Origin of the sequence: Streptomyces europaeiscabiei (assembly GCF_036346855.1) — a bacterium.
Classification (GTDB): Bacteria; Actinomycetota; Actinomycetes; order Streptomycetales; family Streptomycetaceae; genus Streptomyces; species Streptomyces europaeiscabiei.
This window is the reverse complement of record NZ_CP107841.1, coordinates 1545878-1563172: the sequence shown is the minus strand read 5'-3', so window position 1 is coordinate 1563172 and position 17295 is coordinate 1545878. Positions and strand designations below refer to the sequence as shown.

Annotated in this window: 12 protein-coding genes; 8 read left to right on the top strand and 4 right to left on the bottom strand. The window is 70.7% G+C overall.

The genetic code is table 11. From position 1 onward, the window contains the following. Positions 1-23: 23 nt before the first annotated feature. Genes OG858_RS06490 through OG858_RS06480 form a run of 3 tightly spaced genes read left to right on the top strand, consistent with a single transcriptional unit; the run spans position 24 to position 1381 of the window. Positions 24-455 carry a roadblock/LC7 domain-containing protein gene (locus tag OG858_RS06490; RefSeq protein WP_086747791.1) on the top strand — a complete coding sequence of 144 codons (432 nt, stop codon included), beginning with the start codon at positions 24-26 and terminating at the stop codon, positions 453-455. A 1-nt stretch (position 456) separates the two neighbouring features. Then, positions 457-813: a DUF742 domain-containing protein gene (locus OG858_RS06485; protein ID WP_086747790.1), complete on the top strand. Its 357-nt coding sequence runs from the start codon at positions 457-459 to the stop codon at positions 811-813. Beyond that, positions 800-1381 (top strand): GTP-binding protein, encoded by a 582-nt coding sequence (locus OG858_RS06480; protein WP_037704980.1) that lies wholly within the window; start codon positions 800-802, stop codon positions 1379-1381. The genes OG858_RS06485 and OG858_RS06480 overlap by 14 nt, the downstream gene beginning before the upstream one ends. 188 nt (positions 1382-1569) lie before the next feature. On the opposite strand, the gene OG858_RS06475 is transcribed toward OG858_RS06480, so the two are convergent. The 4 genes from OG858_RS06475 to OG858_RS06460 form a co-directional block, all read right to left on the bottom strand. After that, positions 1570-2175, bottom strand: a complete 606-nt coding sequence (locus tag OG858_RS06475) for a TetR/AcrR family transcriptional regulator (RefSeq protein WP_086747789.1) — start codon at positions 2173-2175, stop codon at positions 1570-1572. Positions 2176-2203: 28 nt separating this feature from the next. Beyond that, positions 2204-4264 carry a galactose-binding domain-containing protein gene (locus OG858_RS06470; RefSeq protein ID WP_319068509.1) on the bottom strand — a complete coding sequence of 687 codons (2061 nt, stop codon included), beginning with the start codon at positions 4262-4264 and terminating at the stop codon, positions 2204-2206. A 266-nt stretch (positions 4265-4530) separates the two neighbouring features. Beyond that, the gene (locus OG858_RS06465) at positions 4531-5646 is read right to left on the bottom strand and encodes a LacI family DNA-binding transcriptional regulator (RefSeq protein ID WP_328545054.1); all 1116 of its coding nucleotides are present in this window, start codon (positions 5644-5646) and stop codon (positions 4531-4533) included. 495 nt (positions 5647-6141) lie between these two features. After that, the gene (locus OG858_RS06460) at positions 6142-7170 is read right to left on the bottom strand and encodes a LacI family DNA-binding transcriptional regulator (RefSeq protein ID WP_319068506.1); all 1029 of its coding nucleotides are present in this window, start codon (positions 7168-7170) and stop codon (positions 6142-6144) included. 338 nt (positions 7171-7508) lie between these two features. Between OG858_RS06460 and OG858_RS06455 the strand changes: the two genes are divergently transcribed. The 5 genes from OG858_RS06455 (at position 7509) to OG858_RS06435 (ending at position 17271) form a co-directional block, all read left to right on the top strand. Continuing rightward, positions 7509-8825, top strand: coding sequence for an ABC transporter substrate-binding protein (locus tag OG858_RS06455; RefSeq protein WP_319265767.1), 1317 nt, complete (start codon positions 7509-7511; stop codon positions 8823-8825). Between the two features lie 114 nt (positions 8826-8939). Beyond that, the gene (locus OG858_RS06450) at positions 8940-9902 is read left to right on the top strand and encodes a carbohydrate ABC transporter permease (RefSeq protein ID WP_328545055.1); all 963 of its coding nucleotides are present in this window, start codon (positions 8940-8942) and stop codon (positions 9900-9902) included. 14 nt (positions 9903-9916) lie between these two features. Then, positions 9917-10738, top strand: coding sequence for a carbohydrate ABC transporter permease (locus OG858_RS06445; protein WP_086746548.1), 822 nt, complete (start codon positions 9917-9919; stop codon positions 10736-10738). Positions 10739-10849: 111 nt separating this feature from the next. Next, positions 10850-12850: a glycoside hydrolase family 127 protein gene (locus tag OG858_RS06440; protein WP_328545056.1), complete on the top strand. Its 2001-nt coding sequence runs from the start codon at positions 10850-10852 to the stop codon at positions 12848-12850. Between the two features lie 2 nt (positions 12851-12852). Beyond that, positions 12853-17271 carry an Ig-like domain-containing protein gene (locus tag OG858_RS06435; RefSeq protein WP_328545057.1) on the top strand — a complete coding sequence of 1473 codons (4419 nt, stop codon included), beginning with the start codon at positions 12853-12855 and terminating at the stop codon, positions 17269-17271. Positions 17272-17295: the final 24 nt, after the last annotated feature.

Here is a 17295-nt window from a genome sequence, read left to right as displayed (position 1 = left end):
ACCGCTCTTTGAAGGACACACAGATGACACGCCCCATCCCCGCCACGCACAGTCAGCTCGACCAGCTGCTCACCGGACTGGTGGACCGGGTCGCCGAGGTCGACCACGCCGTCGTGCTCTCCGAGGACGGACTGGTCGTCAGTAAATCCACCGCGTTCCTGCGCGACGACGCCGAGCGGCTGGCGGCCACCGCGTCCGGTCTGATGAGCCTCAGCAAGGGCGTCAGCATGGACTTCCGCGGCGGTCCCGTACGCCAGTTGCTCATCGAGATGGGCAACGCCTTCCTGATCCTCACCAACGCCGGACCCGGCGCCAACCTCGCCGTGCTCACCCGGCAGGGCGCGGACGTCGGCGTCGTGGCCTACCAGATGAACATGCTGGTGAAGAAGATCGGCGAGCACCTCAGCGCCGCCCCCCGCGCCGCCGGTGCCGTCGCGGCCGACAGCGGCGAGTGAGGTGAACGGAGGCGACGCGGCGGGCCGGCTGGTTCGCCCGTTCACCCTGACGGGCGGCCGGACCCGGCCCGCCCGTGGCGACTTCACCCTCATCACCATGGTGACGGCCGTGGACCCGCAGCCGGCCGGGGGCACCCGGCCGCAGCCGGAGCACGCCCGGATCCTCAAGCTGTGCGCGAGGCCGATCGTGGTGGCGGAGCTGGCGAGCAAGCTCGACCTCCCGGTCAGCGTGGTCGCCATCATGCTCTGCGACCTGCTGGAAGCGGGCCGGATCAGCGTGCGCCAGCCACGGCTGATCTCCCGCGCACCCGACCTGGACCTGCTGAAGAAAGTGAGGGACGGTCTTGGCCGGCTCTGACCCCACCCCCCAGGGGATTTCGGCTCCCGACACGGTGAAGATACTCATCGCCGGCGGATTCGGCGTCGGAAAGACGACCATGGTCGGATCGGTCAGCGAGATCGTCCCGCTGCGTACCGAGGAACCCCTCACCACCGCCGGTCTCGGCGTCGACGACCTCGACGGCATCCCCGAGAAGCACGCCACCACGGTGGCCCTCGACTTCGGCCGGATCAGCATCGGCCAGGACCTCGTGCTCTATCTGTTCGGCACGCCCGGACAGCAGCGGTTCTGGTTCATGTGGAACGACCTCGCGATCGGCGCCCTCGGCGCCGTCGTCCTCGTCGACGTGCGCCGACCCGACTCCAGCTTCGCCGCCATCGACTTCTTCGAACGCCGCAGGATCCCCTTCGTCATCGGCGTCAACGGCTTCCACGGCGAGCACCCCTACGAGCCCGACGTGATCCGCGAGTCGCTGGCCCTCCCCGAGAACACCCCGGTGCTCCTGTTCGACGCCCGCGAACGCACCTCGTGCCGCGACGTGCTGATCGCCCTCCTGGACCAGCTGATCGCGGCCTCGGCCCGCTGAGGGCCGGGCGTCGGAGGAGTCGAGGCCGACGCGGCTGCCGCCGGAGCGTCCAGGGCGCTTCTGATGGCTCTTGGCCGGAGATCCTCCGGCCGGGTCGGCGCCGCGTGAGATGACTCGTGAGGCGCCGGCCGCCTCACCGGACACGTCCGCAACCGCTCACCAACGGCTCGAGAGCCGTCAGAAACGGCCTAGGGACGGACCTCCTCGCGCACCAGGCCGGCGACGTGGTCGGTGATGGTGTCGAGGATGTCCGTCCAGGTCGTGTCGTCGCCGAGGACCAGGAAGTTCAGGGTGAGGCCGTCCGTCATGGCGGCCAGGTAGCGGGCCAGCACGGGGACGGGCACCGTCAGTTCGAACCCCATGGACACCCGCAGCTGCGCGATCAGATCGGCGTAGGTGTCGCAGTACATCTCGTACTGCCGCCGCGCCAGATGCTCGAACCCGGGCTCGCGCAGGGCGTACTGGGTCAGCTCGTAGGTGAGCATGTGCTCGCCCGGATGGGCGGACACATGGTCCCAGTACGCCTGGAATCCGGCCCGGACGGTCTCCCTGAGCGTCTCCCGGGGCCGGATCGCGTCCCGCACCAGGGTCACGTAGTGCCCGGTGATGGTGGTGATGACGGATTCGAGCAGCTCCTGCTTCGACTCGAAGCAGTAGTGGAAGACGCTCAGTGACACGCCCGCCTCGGCCGCGATGGACCGGGTCGTCGTCCTGGGGACGCCGTCCCGGGTCATCGCGCGGATCGCAGCCTCCGTGAGTTGTCTGCGTCGCTCGGCCGACGGCAAGCGTGCCATGCGGATCCCTTTCCCCCGTCGTGCGCGGTCAGCTGCTGTAGACGCCCACCTCGTAGAGGGAGTAACCCCAGTCCGTACCGCGGTCGGTCCCCAGCATCCGAACATATCTGGCCGTCACGCCGGAGAACGTGGCCGTGTCCAGACCGCCGTCACCCGAGGTCGTGGACCAGACGGTCTTCCAGGTCGAGCCGTCGGTGGAGACGTCGATCTGGTACGCCTTGCCGTAGGCCCGCTCCCAGTCGAGGGTGACCTTCCTGATCGTGTGCGAGGTGCCCAGGTCCACCTTCCACCACTGGGAGTCGCTCCAGTCGCTCGCCCAGCGGGTGCCGCTGTCGCCGTCCACGGCCCGGCCGGGCTGGTAGCTGGTGACGGGGTTCGACTCGGACGCGCTGGCCGTCGCCGTCCTGCCCTTGGCGAGGTTCACCCCGGCCTGGTGGCCCTCGGAGGAGCCCCAGGTGTCGAGGTAGGACTCGGCGCCCTTGAAGAGGTCGTCCACGACGCCCTGGCCGCCGACGAGCCGGATGTCCTCGATCCAGTCCGGGATCATCCCGACATGGGCGGCACCGTCGGTGTTGTAGTCGAAGGTGCGCGTACCGGTGGTCTGCTTGGCGATGGTGGAGCCGCCGTCGACGCTCTTGAAGGGGTACGTCACCGGGTTGGAGGTGCTCGCGCCGCGCGGGGCGGGGTGGTCGCCGATGCCGTTGAAGTCGGTGCCGTAGCCGTAGCCCACGTTGTACTTGGTCCGCAGCGCGTCGGTGCGCTCGGCCTCCTCGCTGAACTCCTCGGAGCCGTGCATGTACTGGGCGACGAAACCGCCGAGGGAGTAGACCCGCTCGGTCCAGTTCAGGTCCATCCAGCTGTGCGAGGACAGGACGCCCGGGTAGGACGCGGCCTCGAACATGTCCAGGGCCTGGCCGGTGGCCTTGACGCTCATGTGGTCGATCTCGAGCATCATCTTGCGCTTCATCATGCCCTGCACGGCGTACTCACCGAGATCGGTGAGCCCCCGGACGTTGCACTGCGCGTTCTCGTCGTACTCCGGCACCTCGGTGCCCGCCGGCAGGTCCTCCTCGGCCTCCGTGGCCGCATCGCCGATCGGGTTGTCCTTCTGCGGGCCCTTGCACTTCTCCGTCTGCCAGAAGGTGCCCGTCGACAGGAACTGGCCGACGTTGATGGCCGTACCGAGACCGTGCTCGTCGAAGCGGACACCGCACAGCGCGTTGTCGAACTTGTGGCACAGGAACATGCTGCGCACACCCAGGCCGTACAGCTCGTCGAGGCCCTTGTCGATGTCCGCCTTGCTGCACTGCGGGATGTCGAGGATCTGCTTGCAGCCGAACGGCTCGGACGTCTCCACGCCCAGCACCACGGCGAGCTTGCCCTGCGCGATCACGGAGCGGGCCTGCGCGCTGTCGGTGACGATCCGGAACCAGCCCTTGCCGGTGCCGCCGTACTGCGCGTCGATGTAGTCCTGCAGGTCGTACGTCAGCTTCGCCTGCAGCCGGATCGAGGTCATCTCGTCGCAGCTGCGGTCCTTGAACGGGTAGATCGAGCAGATCATGCCGTTGGTGACCAGGTCGTTGACCAGCACCCGCTGGCCGCCGCGCCAGGCGCGCTCGATCCAGGCGTAGTAGTTGGCCTGGTGCGTCATCGAGTCGTACGCCGGCCAGTCCTTGAACGTCGGGTAGCCGACCGGGTCGTGCTTGCCGTCGCCGCCGTGGGTGATGTAGTCGAACAGCGCGAGGCTGCCGTCCGGGTAGTGCTCGGGACAGTCCTTCAGCGCGTCGGCTATGCCGGACGACGAGAACACCTTGCCGCAGATGAGCCGGCCGCCGAACGCCTCGTTGGAGAACAGGTGGTTGTGCGCGTCGACGAAACCGCGCACGTCGCCCGCCGAGTTCGTCCCCTTGAACGGCTCGCCCGTCACGTTGATCTGGGAGTCGGGCGAGGGCCGGGAGGTGGGCAGCCACCAGTCGCCGGTGGCGGCCGAACTGGACGACGGGCTGAGCAGCATGCCCATCGTGGTGAGGAACAGCGCCAGCACCATGAGGGGTCTGCGTCTGCGATGGGCGCGTGGAGTCCTGGTCATCACTCACGTCCTCGGTCGGGGGGATGCACGGTCGATCGGCCAGACCGTTCCGGGACGCGGTGAACACCCACGACGCCATAGCCCGATTGTCATGGCTGGCACAAGCGATGTGACGAGAATCGCTACTGTGGTGATCCGAGTCAATAGTCCGGGACGGTTGACCTGATGCCACCCATGGCCCTACGGCGGGAGGACGCCTCGTCAAATTCTTGTGAAAATACGGGGGTTGTCCCGAACTCTCCGCCCTCGCCGACCGGCGTGTACGTTCAGGAAAGCGCGCGAACCGACTGGCGGATCACCAACTGCGTGCCCAGCACCACGTGGTCGTCGCCCCCGAGGCCTTCCTCGCGCTCCAGTGCCAGCCGGACCGCCGTGCGCCCCAGATCCTCGTACGGCACCCGCACCGTGGTCAACGCGGGGGAGAGGTCGGCTGCGAACGGGACGTCGTCGAAGCCGACCAGGGAGACATCGCCCGGGACGTCGAGACCGGCCTCGCGCAGCGCGGCCAGCGCCCCGGTGGCGACCACGTCGGTGCCCGCGAAGACCGCCGTGAACCCCAGCCCGGCCGCCAACGCCTCCCGGGTGCGCTGATAGCCCGAGACGCGGGTGTACGGGCCGGGCAGCTCCAACTCCTCGGAGGGCGCCACCCCGTGCGCGCGCAGGGCGTGCAGGAAGCCGTCCCGGCGCTGGTCGGCGGTGCTGAGCCCGGGGACCCCGCCCAGGAAGAGGACGCGCCGGTGCCCGGCGGTCAGCAGATGGTCGGTGGCCTGGAAGGCTCCGCCCCGGTTGTCGTACTGCACCACCGTCACCGGCAGATCGCCGTGCAGCGGCGGGCGGCCCACCAGCACCAGCCGGGAGCCGACCGCGTCCAGTGCCGTCGCGTACCCGGCCATCCGCCGCCGGTACGCCTCGTCCTGATGGGCTCCGCCGACGAGGAGGACCGCGGCCGCGTGCTGCTCGCGCATGAGCTGGACCAGGTCGTCCTCGCGCGCCGAGTCGTCGTGCGTGGCACACACCAGGCTCAGCCGGCCCCGGTCGGCGGCCGCCTGCTCCACCCCCGCCGCGACATGGGCGAGGGACGGGCCGGTGATGTCCTTGATGACCAGGGCGACGGGGCCCGCGACCCGGCCGGAGAGCGCCTTCGCGTGCACGTTCACCACGTAGTGCAGTGACTCGACCGCCGCCATGACCCGGGCCCTGGTCTCCGTGGACACCGGGTAGTTGCCGGCGAGTGTGCGGGAAACGGTTGCTACGGACACCCCGGCCTGTGCGGCGACATCCCGAATCGTGCTGGGCCGCTCGCCGCCCGAGGTGTTGCTCCGTCGACGCCTGCTCCCGCTGGGTTCGGGGCTGCTCCGGCGACCGTTTTCATTGACCGTCACGGTTCGACGTTACTGCATGGGAGGGGGTTCGCGGGCCGCGCTTCCGTGAACCAGGGCCTCAGAGGGCGGTAAGCGTTTACTGTCGCAGTGCCGGATCAGGAGTGCGAGTCGCCGGCCGGGACCGTGGCGGTCGACCCGGTGCCGGTGCCTTCGGGGCTGGTGGCGGGCCCGGGTACGGCCGCGCGTGGGGGCGGGGTGCGGCGGCGGCCGGCCGGGCGGCAGCCGACGCGGTCCACGTGACCGCCGCGAGCGGAGCGGTCGCGGTCCCGGATGCCGCGAGCGGGTCGCCGCCGTCCACGGCCCGTTCCACGCCCGCCTCGCCGAGCGCTTCGGCTGGTACTCGGGGGACGAACTGGCTCTGCTCGTCGACTGGTTCACGCGCGCGGGGGAGCCGGCGCGGTTATCCGGACGAGTCCCGTCGGCGCGGTTGCCCGGACGACTCCCGCTGGGGCGCTGTCCTGCCCGGACACGGCCGTACCGCCGGGGGCGTGCCCGTCAGGACAGCGGTGCCGTCGACCCCCTGATCACCACCCTGCAGGGGAGGGTGTCGATCCCGGCGCTCGGGGTGCCGGCGATCGCGGTGAAGAGGGCGTGGGCGGCCACCCGTCCGACCTGTTCGAGGTTCATGTCGACGCTGGTCAGGGGCGGTCGGGAACCGGCGGTCATGATCTGCCAGTTGTCGAAGCCCATGACGGCGATGTCGTCGGGGACGCGGTGGCCGCGCTCGCGCAGGACCTCCATGACGCCCCGGGCGATCTGGTCGCTGCCGCACAGGACCGCGTCGACGTCGGGGTGGCGGTCCAGGAGCATGGCGGTGGCGGCACGTCCCCAGCCCTCCGACCAGGCCCCGAACCGCGGTTCGCCGATCAGGGCGAGGCCGGCGTCATCGAGCGCGGCCCGCGCCCCCGCGGCCCGGTCCTGCGCGGCGAGATAGCCGGGATCGCCGGTGATGTGGGCGATCCGCGTGCGGCCGCAGGCGAGGAGGTGCTCCACGGCGATCCGGCCGGCGCCGACGCTGTCCGGGACGACGGAGAAGTCCTCCGGATCGTCGGAGGGGGCGTAGGCGTAGACGACCGGGACGGGTAGCTCTCGGCCCAGGGAGGGCCGGGGGTCGGTGCGGCTGCCGACCACGATGAGGCCGTCGACGCGACGGCCCAACAGGGCGCGCAGATGGTGCTGTTCGCGGATCGCGTCGCCGCGCGCGTCGCACAGGAAGACCGCGACCTCGCCCGCGCCGAACGCGTCCTCCGCGCCCATCAGGATCGGTATGCCGAATCTGCCCTCCAGGTCGCTGGTGAGCAGGCCGACGGTCCCGGTGCGTCCGGCGAGCAGACCACGCGCCACCTGGTTGGGGCGGAACGACAGTCGCTCGGCGGCCTCGACGACCCGCTGTCTGGTCTCCGCCCGGACCTGGCTGCGGCCGTTGAGCGCCTTGGACGCCGTGGCGATCGAGACGCCCGCCAGCCGGGCGACGTCGCCGAGCGTGGCGGGCTGCGAACGAGAGGGGCCGGTGGCCTGTGCCATGGGTGATCTCCTGTCTCGCCACGCGTGCCGACCTCGCCGAGGATGACACGCCCCACCCGGAAGCGTACGGGAAACGTTTCGGTCAGGATGCTGCCTTGCGTTTCTGTGAGCCTTCGACAACCGCTCCCTGCAAGGGGATTGACGAGTATTCGGGTGCGGCCTAGCGTCTCAGAAAGCCTTTTCGGTTCCTTTCGTTTCCGCCACTCGTCCGCCCCACTGGTGCGGTACTCGTGCGGTCTTCGTTCGTCCGCCGTCCGCCACTCGGTTCAGTGCCACCACAGCCATCGTCCCGACCGGCGGGCCCCGCACGGCCCGCCGCGAAACAAGGGGGATCGAACATGGGGAGCACGGTCGGACCGCGTGGCCGCGCGAGCCGCCTCGTCACCAACGCCGTCGCAACTCTCGCCGCCGCGACCCTGGTCACGGCCTGCGGGTCGGGGGGCGGCGGCTCGGACGGCGACGCAGGGGGCGGGACGGCGAAGGCCGGGGGCGTCGACGACGGCGCCACGCTGACGATGTGGACGCGCGCGGCGACCAGGCCGCAGAGCGAGGCCCTGGTCAAGGCGTACAACGCGAGCCACAAGAACAAGGTCGAGCTGACCGTCGTCCCCACCGACGACTACCAGGCGAAAGTCGGTGCCGCCGCCGGCTCCCGGGATCTGCCCGACCTGTTCGCCTCCGACGTGGTCTTCGTCCCGAACTACACCTCCAGCGGCCTCTTCGCCGACCTCACCGGACGCGTCGACGCCCTGCCCTTCGCCGAGAACCTGGCCCAGTCGCACATCAGGGCCGGCACGTACGAGGACAAGAAGTACGTGGTGCCGCACACCCTGGATCTCTCGGTGCTCTTCTACAACAAGGACCTCTACCGGAAGGCGAAGCTCGACCCCGAGAAGCCGCCCACGACCCTGGGTGAGTGGGACGAGCAGGCGCGCGCGGTGGACGCCCTCGGCGGAGACGTCAACGGGACCTTCTTCGGCGGCAACTGCGGTGGCTGCGGCGTGTTCACGTGGTGGCCGTCGATCTGGGCCGGCGGCGAGGAGGTGCTGAACGAGGACGGCACCGAGGCGCGACTCGCCTCCGCCACCGCCAAGAAGGTCTACGACACCTACCGGGGCTGGGTGGACGACGACATCGTGGCGCCCGGCGCGAAGGACGAGACGGGCACGACCTGGACCGGGATCTTCCCGAAGGGCAAGGTCGGGGTGATGCCCATGCCGTCGACCACGCTCGGGCTGATGCCCAAGGATCTGGACCTCGGTGTGGCACCCATCCCCGGCCCCGACGGCGGCAGGTCCACGTTCGTCGGCGGTGACGCCATCGGTATCGCCGCGACCAGCGAGAAGACCGACCAGGCCTGGAACTTCCTCGCCTGGACCCTCGGCGACAAGGCACAGGTCGACGTCGTCGCCGCGCACAAGGACGTCGTGGCCCGCACCGATCTGGCCTCCAACAAGCACTCCGACGCCGATCCCCGCCTCGTCGCCATCAACGAACTCGTCGCCGACGGGCAGACCCCGTACGCGCTGAACTTCGGCCAGACCTTCAACGACCCCAACGGGCCCTGGCTGACGCTGATGCGCGACGCCGTCTTCGGCGACGGGGCGTCCGTGGACAAGGACAACGAGGCCGTCAGCAAGTCGCTCGCCGACTGAGGCACGGCACCCGGACCGGCGCCACGGCCGGGTGAGACACACGGCACCACCCCTCCCACGCCCCCTGCGACCGTCAACTCCCACGCCCCCTGCGACCGTCAACAGAGGAGAGGCATGCAGGTGAAGGTGGCCGAGTCCGTGCCGACCGCGCACCGGTCCCGGCCGGAACACCGGGGCTGTCCGCCGCGCGCGCCGGCGCCGCGGTGGCGGTCCCGCAAGGTCCAGGGCCTCGCCTACGCGGCCCCCACGGCCGTGTTCGTCGGGGTGTTCTTCCTGCTGCCCCTCCTGCTCGTCGGGCAGATGTCCCTCAGCGACTGGCCGCTGCTCGCCGGGGACCGGGGCGTCAACGCCCCCGAGAACTACACCGACATCACCGACGCCCCACTGTTCTGGCCCGCAGTCCGCTTCACCCTCCTCTACACCGGGGTCGTCACCGTCGTCCTGCTCGGCCTGGCGCTGCTCCTCGCCCTGCTCGTGCAGGAGTCCCGCCCGGGTGCCGGCTTCTTCCGAACGGTCTACTTCCTGCCCGGCGCCCTCGGCCTGGCCTCCGCGTCCCTGCTCTTCTGGGGGCTGTACAGCCCGACCACCGGCCCGCTCAGCGACATCCTGCAAGGGCTCGGCCTCGTCGACGAAGAGGTGTCCTTCCTCGGCACACCGACGGCCGCCCTGCTGTCGACGGTGTTCCTCATCGTCTGGAAGTTCGCCGGCTTCTACATGCTGATCCTGCTCGTGGGCCTGCAACGCATCCCGCACGAGGTGTACGAGGCGGCGCGGGTGGACGGCGCGAGCCGCGCCCAGATCTTCCGCTCCATCACGCTGCCCCTGCTGCGCCCGTCCCTCGCGCTGACCCTGCTGCTGTGTGTCACCGGATCACTGCTCGCCTTCGACCAGTTCTTCATCCTCACCAAGGGCGGCCCCGACAACAGCACCGTCACCGTCGTGCAGTTGATCTACCGCGAGGCCTTCCAGCGGCTGGACCTCGGCACCGCGGCGGCCCTGTCGATCATCGTGCTGGCCGTGCTGCTCCTGCTCAACGCCCTCCAGTTCCGCGGCCTGCGCCGCGCCGACGAGTCATGAGAGGAACCCCGACCGTGCCTGCCCGCACCCTCGGCCGTACGCCGTACTACGTCGTAGCCGGAGGGCTGGCCGTCATCTTCCTCTTCCCCCTGCTGTGGAACACCTGGGCGTCGGTCAGCCCCCAGCCCGGCACCGCACAGGACGAGGGCCACGGCCTCGGCAACTACCGGACGCTGCTCGACTACGACGCCGGACTGTGGCAGTACCTGCTGAACAGCACGGTCGTCTCGGCGCTGACCGTCGCCCTCACCCTCGGCGTCTCCCTGCTCGGCGGCTACGCCTTCGCCCGCTTCGACTTCCCCGGCAAGAACCTGCTGTTCCTGCTGACCCTGGCCATCCTCATGGTTCCGTACGCCACCCTCCTGATCCCGCTCTACGTCCTGCTCGGCAGGCTGCACCTGCAGAACTCGCTGGTCGGGCTGAGTCTCGTCCTGGCCATGTTCCAGCTGCCGTTCGCCACCTTCATGATGCGGATCTCCTTCGAGGCGGTGCCGCGCGAACTGGAGGAGTCGGCGCTCGTCGACGGCTGCGGCACGGCGGGCGCGCTGCGCCGGGTGCTCCTCCCGGCGGTGCGGCCGGGGCTGATCACCGTGGGGCTCTTCGCGTTCCTCGCCGCCTGGAACGACTTCATCGCACCCCTGATCCTCATCTCCGACAGCGAGAAGGCACCCCTGCCGCTGGCCGTCGCCAATCTGCGGCAGCAGAGCATGGGCGCCGTCGACTACGGCGCGACCGAGGCGGGCGTGGTGGTCCTCGCCGTGCCCTGTCTGCTCCTCTTCCTGCTGCTGCAACGGCACTACATCCGGGGCTTCATGTCCGGCGCGCTCAAGGGCTGACGCGCACACGCGACCCGCCGCGCCGACGCATCCGCGCGACACGACGACGTGGACCGCCCACCGACGACCGAAGGGACGATCCGAAGGCATGAACAGGTGAGGGAGAACGCGGTGACGTCGACCGTCCTGCCCGTGGCGCCGACCCGTGGCCGGCTGCGGCCGCTCGGCCTCGACGAGGTCAGGATCACCGGGGGGTTCTGGGCCCGGCGACGGCACACCAACACGACCGCCACGCTCGGCCACTGCCGTGACTGGATGGACCGCGTCGGCTGGACCGGCAACTTCCGGGCCGCGGTCGAGGGCAGGATCGAGCGGGACCGGCGTGGCCGGGAGTTCGCCGACTCCGAGGTCTACAAGCTGCTCGAAGCCATGGCCTGGGAGGCCGCGAACGGCGACGGCGCCCCGCTGGACGCCGAGATCACCGCCCTCACCGACCTCGTCGCCCCCGCCCAGGACCCGGACGGCTATCTGAGCACCGCCTTCGGCCGCCCGGGACAGACCGCCCGGTACAGCGACCTCGAAGAGGGCCACGAGCTGTACTGCCAGGGGCATTTGGTCCAGGCCGGTGTGGCCCAGGCCCGCGCCCGGGGCGCGGGCGAACTCTCGAAGATCGCCCAGCGGGCCGCCGACCACGTCTGCGCCACCTTCGGGCCGGGCGGCACCGAGGCCGTCTGCGGTCATCCGCAGATCGAGTCGGCCCTCGTCGAACTGGCCCGGCTCACCGGCCGGCAGCGCTACCTCGACCAGGCCGCGCTGTTCGTCGACCGGCGCGGCCACGGCTCCCTCGCCGAGGGCGAGTTCGGCCGCGCCTACTTCCAGGACGACGTCCCGGTCCGCCGTGCCACGGTCCTGCGCGGTCACGCCGTCCGCGCCCTCTACCTCGCCGCCGGAGCCGTCGACGTGGCCGTGGAGAGGGGCGACGACGAACTGCTCGCCGCCGTCGTACGCCAGTGGGAGGCCGCGGTCGCCCGCCGTACCTACCTCACCGGCGGCATGGGCTCCCACCACCGCGACGAGTCCTTCGGCGCCGACTTCGTCCTGCCCCCGGACCGCGCCTACTCGGAGACCTGCGCCGGCGTCGCCTCCGTGATGCTCGGCTGGCGGCTGCTGCTCGCCACGGGCGAACCCCGCTTCGCCGACCTCGTCGAACGGACCCTGTTCAACGTGGTCGCGACCTCGCCGTCCGGGGACGGCCGGTCCTTCTTCTACGCCAACACCCTGCACCGGCGGCACCGGGGTGTCGCACCGCGGGCGGACGTCGACAGCCCCCGGGCGGACTCGGGACTGCGCGCCCCCTGGTTCGCGGTGTCGTGCTGCCCGACCAACGTGGCGCGGACCCTGGCCCACCTGCCGGCCTACCTGGCGACGGCGGACGACGAGGGGGTGCAACTGCACCAGTACGCCGACGCCGAGATCGTCACCTCGCTCAAGGGCGGCCGGAGCATCGCCCTGCGGGTCCGCACCGACTACCCGTCCGGCGGGACCGTCACCGTCCGGATCGGCCGTTCCCCCGCCCACCCATGGACCCTGTCGCTGCGGGTGCCCGCGTGGGCGGCGGGCGCACCGGCGTGGCTGGTCGGCCCCGACGGCGTACGCCGCCCGGTCACCCCGGGCGCGACGGCGGTCACCCGAATTTTCCGGCCCGGCGACGAGATACGGCTCGAACTGCCCGTCGCCCCGCGCTGGATCCACGCCGACCCCCGCATCGACGCCGTACGCGGCACGGTGGCCGTCCAGCGCGGTCCGCTGGTGTACTGCGCCGAGTCCGTGGACCTCCCGGACGGCCACGAGGTCGACGCGATCCGGGTGGACACGTCCGCCGACCCCGAGGACGGGCCGGGCGGTGACGGTACGGAGGGGACGGGCGGCACGGTCGTCGTCGCCGGGGAGGTCGCCGTACAGGCAGGGCGGAGCGAGGCGGCCTGGCCGTACGAGCCGCTGGAGCACCCCACCGGACAGCGGTCCGCCCGCCCCACCGGGATCGTCCTCGTGCCCTACCACTCCTGGGCGGACAGGGGCCCCTCGACGATGCGGGTGTGGCTGCCGACGACGGCCGAGGAGGGCCGGTCCGAGAGTCCGGACAGCGACAGCGACACCGGGAGGGGGCGGTAGCCGTGCGCGGACCACGAAGACGGCACCGGCGCGCAGCCCTGGCCGGAGCGCTGGCCGTAGGGCTGCTCGTCCCGCTCGCCGCCGCCGCTCCGGCGCGGGCCGACAACTCGGCGATCGGCTACCCCGTGTACTCCGGATCGGCGGAGCCCGTACCGGAGTTACCCGCCGGGTTCACGGTTCGTCGCACGATGCGCGCCCAGTACGACGCCGATCGGAGAGCAGGGAACGGCACCGATTTCTGGATGGACCGGATGCTGGCCCGCAAGGGCGACGACCCGGCGGGTGACTGGCTGTTCACCCGGGGCCGGGCGGTGTTCATGAAGGAGCACGATCCCGCGCGGCTCGGCTTCGGCGGCAAGGTCGCGTACTGGGAGAGCCTCGACAACCGGGCCGCGTACACGGTCGACGTGGCCGTGGACGGCGAGCGGCTCACGCTCAGGGAGAACACCGACTCCCGTGTTCAGAAGCCCAGTTACTGGCGCAGCGAGTTCACACACGAGGCGACCGGGCTGACGGTCACGCAGACGAAGTTCATCACCGACGCCGATGTCGCCGTGACGAACCTGGCCCTCACCAACGCCGGGTCCGCGAGCCGCGAGATCACCCTGCGCGCCTCGTCCCCGTACACGGGCACTCCGGAGGGCCGTGAACTCACCGGCACGGTGGCCGCGAAGAACAACCTCACCACGGTCTTCCCCCGGCTGAGCGGTGACGGCTTCGCGCCCGAGGGCGAGGCCCTGACGCGTACCCTCACCGTCCCGGAGGGCCGCACCCTCACCACCAAGGTCCAACTGGGTTTCGTCACCGAGGAGATCACCGAGTCCCGGCCGGCGTACGACTCCGTGCGCCGGGCGGCTCCGGCCGCCGCCTTCCGCGGGCATGTGCAGGCCTACAACCGCTGGTGGGCCGAGAACCTGCCGTTCATGGACCTCCCGGACGACAACATCGAGAAGACGCTCTACTACCGCTGGTGGCTGCTGCGTTACAACTACCTCGACGCCGACATCCCGGGCAACGACTACCAGTTCCCCACCTCCATGGAGGGCGTGCTCGGCTACAACAACGCCATCGCGCTGACCGTCGGCATGTTCGTCGACGACCTCAAGTACCTGAGAGACCCGAGCTACTCGTACGGCCCCTGGGTGTCGGCCGGAGAAGTCTCGAAGAACGGCAAGTACTCCGACAACCCGGGCGACCCGGAGAACTGGTCCAACAGCTACACCCAGTACATCTCCGAGGCCGCCTGGCGCTCCTACCAGGTGCACGGCGGGCCGGACGGCATCCCGCGCAACCTTGCCCGGTACGCGGAGAAGGACGTCAAGGGCCAGCTCGCGGCCTACGACCACGACGGCAACGGACTGATCGAGTACGACTGGGGCGCCATGACCGGCAACGACGCCGACGCGGTGTCGTTCGACTGGAAGCCGGGGAACCTGGACCGGGCCGAGTCGGCGTACGTGTACAGCAACGCCACGGCCTCCGCCCGCGCGTACGACCTGCTCGGCGAGGACACCAAGGCCAAGGAGATGCGCGGCATCGCCGAGCGCGTGAAGGACGCGGTCCTCGAACATCTCTGGGACCCCGAGGACAAGCTGCTCAAGCACCGGCACGTGGCCAGTGACAGCCTGGTGCCCTGGAAGGAGATCAACAACTACTACCCGTACAGCGTGGGCCTGATGCCCACGCCGGACGAGGACCCGCAGTACCTCGAAGCCCTGCGGCTGTGGGCGGACGCGAAGCAGTACCCGGTCTTCCCGTTCTTCACGGCCAACCAGGCCGACAAGGCCGAGGCGGCGGAGCAGGGGCATCCGGGGAGCAACAACTTCTCCGTCATCAACTCCACGGTCACCTTCCGCTTCCTCTCCTCCGTGTTGCGGAAGTACCCCAACCGGTACATCGACCGCACCTGGTACAAGAAGCTGCTCTCCTGGAACGCCTGGGCCCAGTACGTCGACGGTGACAACCGGTGGCCCGACCAGAACGAGTTCTGGGCCGACGGCAGCGCCGACCCGCAGAAGGTCGGCTACCGCTCCTGGATCCACCACACCATCCTCGGCACCACGAACTGGACCGTGATCGAGGACGCGATGGGCTTCCGCCCGCGCGACGACCGGAGGATCGAGCTGTCACCGATCGACGTCGACTGGCCGCACTTCGCCGTCACGGACATCAACTACCGGGGTACCGACGTGGCGGTGCTGTGGGACGAACCCGGGGACGGGAAACGGCCGTACGGACGGCAGGTCCCCGAGGGCTACTCCCTCTACCTCGACGGCAGACTCGCCCTCACCGCCGACCGTCTCACCCGCCTCGTCTACGACCCCGTCACCCGCAAGGTGACCTTCCCGGACGGTGGCGGCGCCAAGGCGAGAACCACCGGGCTGCGTACGGCCGTGGCGGCACCGCAGGACGTCGAGTACGGCCGTGAGGACCGGGTCACCGACCTGTTCGCCAAGGCCGGGCGGGACCTGACCGGCACGGCTGTGGACAACCTCGCCGCCGGTGCCACGGCCCGCGCCTCGCACGAGGCCCAGGGGAGGGGCGTGGCCGGAGCCGTCGACGGGTTCACCGTCAACGAGCCGCACTGGGGCGCGCGCGGCTCGGGCAACGCCGAGGACTGGTACGAGATCGACTTCGGGCGCGCACGGGACGTCGATGACGTCCGGCTCCACTTCTACAGCGACAAAAGGCCGGGCGGATACGCCGAGCCCGCGCTCTACACCGTGCAGTTCCAGGACGGTGAGGGGCGGTGGCAGGACGTGGCCCGGCCCGCCAGGACACCGGTCCACCCGAGGGCCAATCTCAACCAGGTGCGCTTCAAGAAGGTGACGACGCAGAAGCTGCGGGTGCTGATGCGCCACCGGGACGGGCACACCAGTGGCCTGAAGGAGATCCAGGCGTTCCACACCGGCGTCCGGCCCCCGGCCGCCCGCAACCATGCCCCCTACGTCGAGGCATGGCGGGACACCGCGTACAGCCGTCCCGGTCAGGTCCGGCTCACGGGCATCGTCGAGGACGACGGCCTCCCGGAGCGGAAGCTCTCCGCCGGGTGGAAGGTGACGGACGGCCCGGACGGCGGAACCGCCATCCTCGACGACCCGGGTGCCGTGACGACCGTCGCCCGCTTCACCGCGGCCGGCACCTACACCCTCGAACTCGCCGCCACCGACGGCTCCTCGGAGACGTCGAAGAAGGTCGTGGTCAAGGCGGAGGGACTGTCCGACGGGCAGGTGAACGTGGCGCCCTCCGCGACCGCGACGGCTTCCTACACCTCCGGCTGGGAGTCCGTGGCCGCGATCAACGACGGCCGGGAACCCGCCTCGTCCTCCGACGCCCCGCGCTGGGGCAGCTGGCCGGAGAAGGGCACCCAGTGGGTCCAGTACACCTGGGAGGATCCGGTCCGCGTGGACGGCTCCGACCTGTACTTCTTCCGTGACGCCCAGCCTGGTGCGGGCGACGGGGTCGGGGTTCCGGCGTCCTGGGTCATCGAGTACCGGGACGGCGACACCTGGCGCGAGGTCTCCGCACCCAGCGGCTACGGCACAGCCGAGGACGGCTACAACCGGACCACCTTCACTCCTGTCACGACGACGGCCCTGCGTGCCCGGCTCACGGGGCATCCGAACCTGGCCCTCGGCGTCCAGGAGTGGAAGGTGTACGCCGAGACGCCGGACTCCGTGGGTGAGGTCCACGTTCCCACCCCGCGCGGCACGATCCCGGAACTGCCCGGCGAGGTGACGCTGGTGTACGGGGACGGCTCCACGGCCCGCTCGCCCGTCGTCTGGCCCGCCCTGACCGAGGAGCAGGTCGCCGAGGGTGGCACGAGCGTACGGATCACCGGCATCGCCGACCGGGCCGCGCGGCCCGTCACCGCGACCGTGTGGGTACGCCGGACCGACGCGGTCGAGATCACCAGCCTCGGCGAGGAGCACGTCACCACCCGCGCCGGCCGGGCGCCCACGCTCCCGGCGACCGTCGTCGCCACCTACAACGACGGCTCCAAGGACAGCCGGACCGGCGTCACCTGGGACCCGGTCGAGCCGGGACAGTACGCCGAACCCGGCACCTTCGAGGTGAAGGGAACCGTGGCGGGCACCACGTACCGCGCCACGGCCACCGTCACCGTGACGGGCCCTCCAGGACTGCCGGGTGACCGCCTGCCTCGTCGAGCGGGCGGTCACCCGTCCAGCCCTCACCGTTCCTGTGGACTGAGCGGGGGTGGGTCCGCTCAGCCGCGCGCCCCGAACGGTCCTGGGCGAGCTGGTCCCCGGTGTACTCGACCCCGGGGCGGCGACACGCATCCTGTGCGTGGTCCGGGCCCGGGAGGCCAGTTCCCTGCGCGACCTGGCCAATTGGTCACGGCCAGAGGGCGACGGGAGGCCCTGAACCATCCTCTGGTGGAGCAGGGGCCCGCACGCTGACGCCGCACCCGGTGTCCCAGGTCG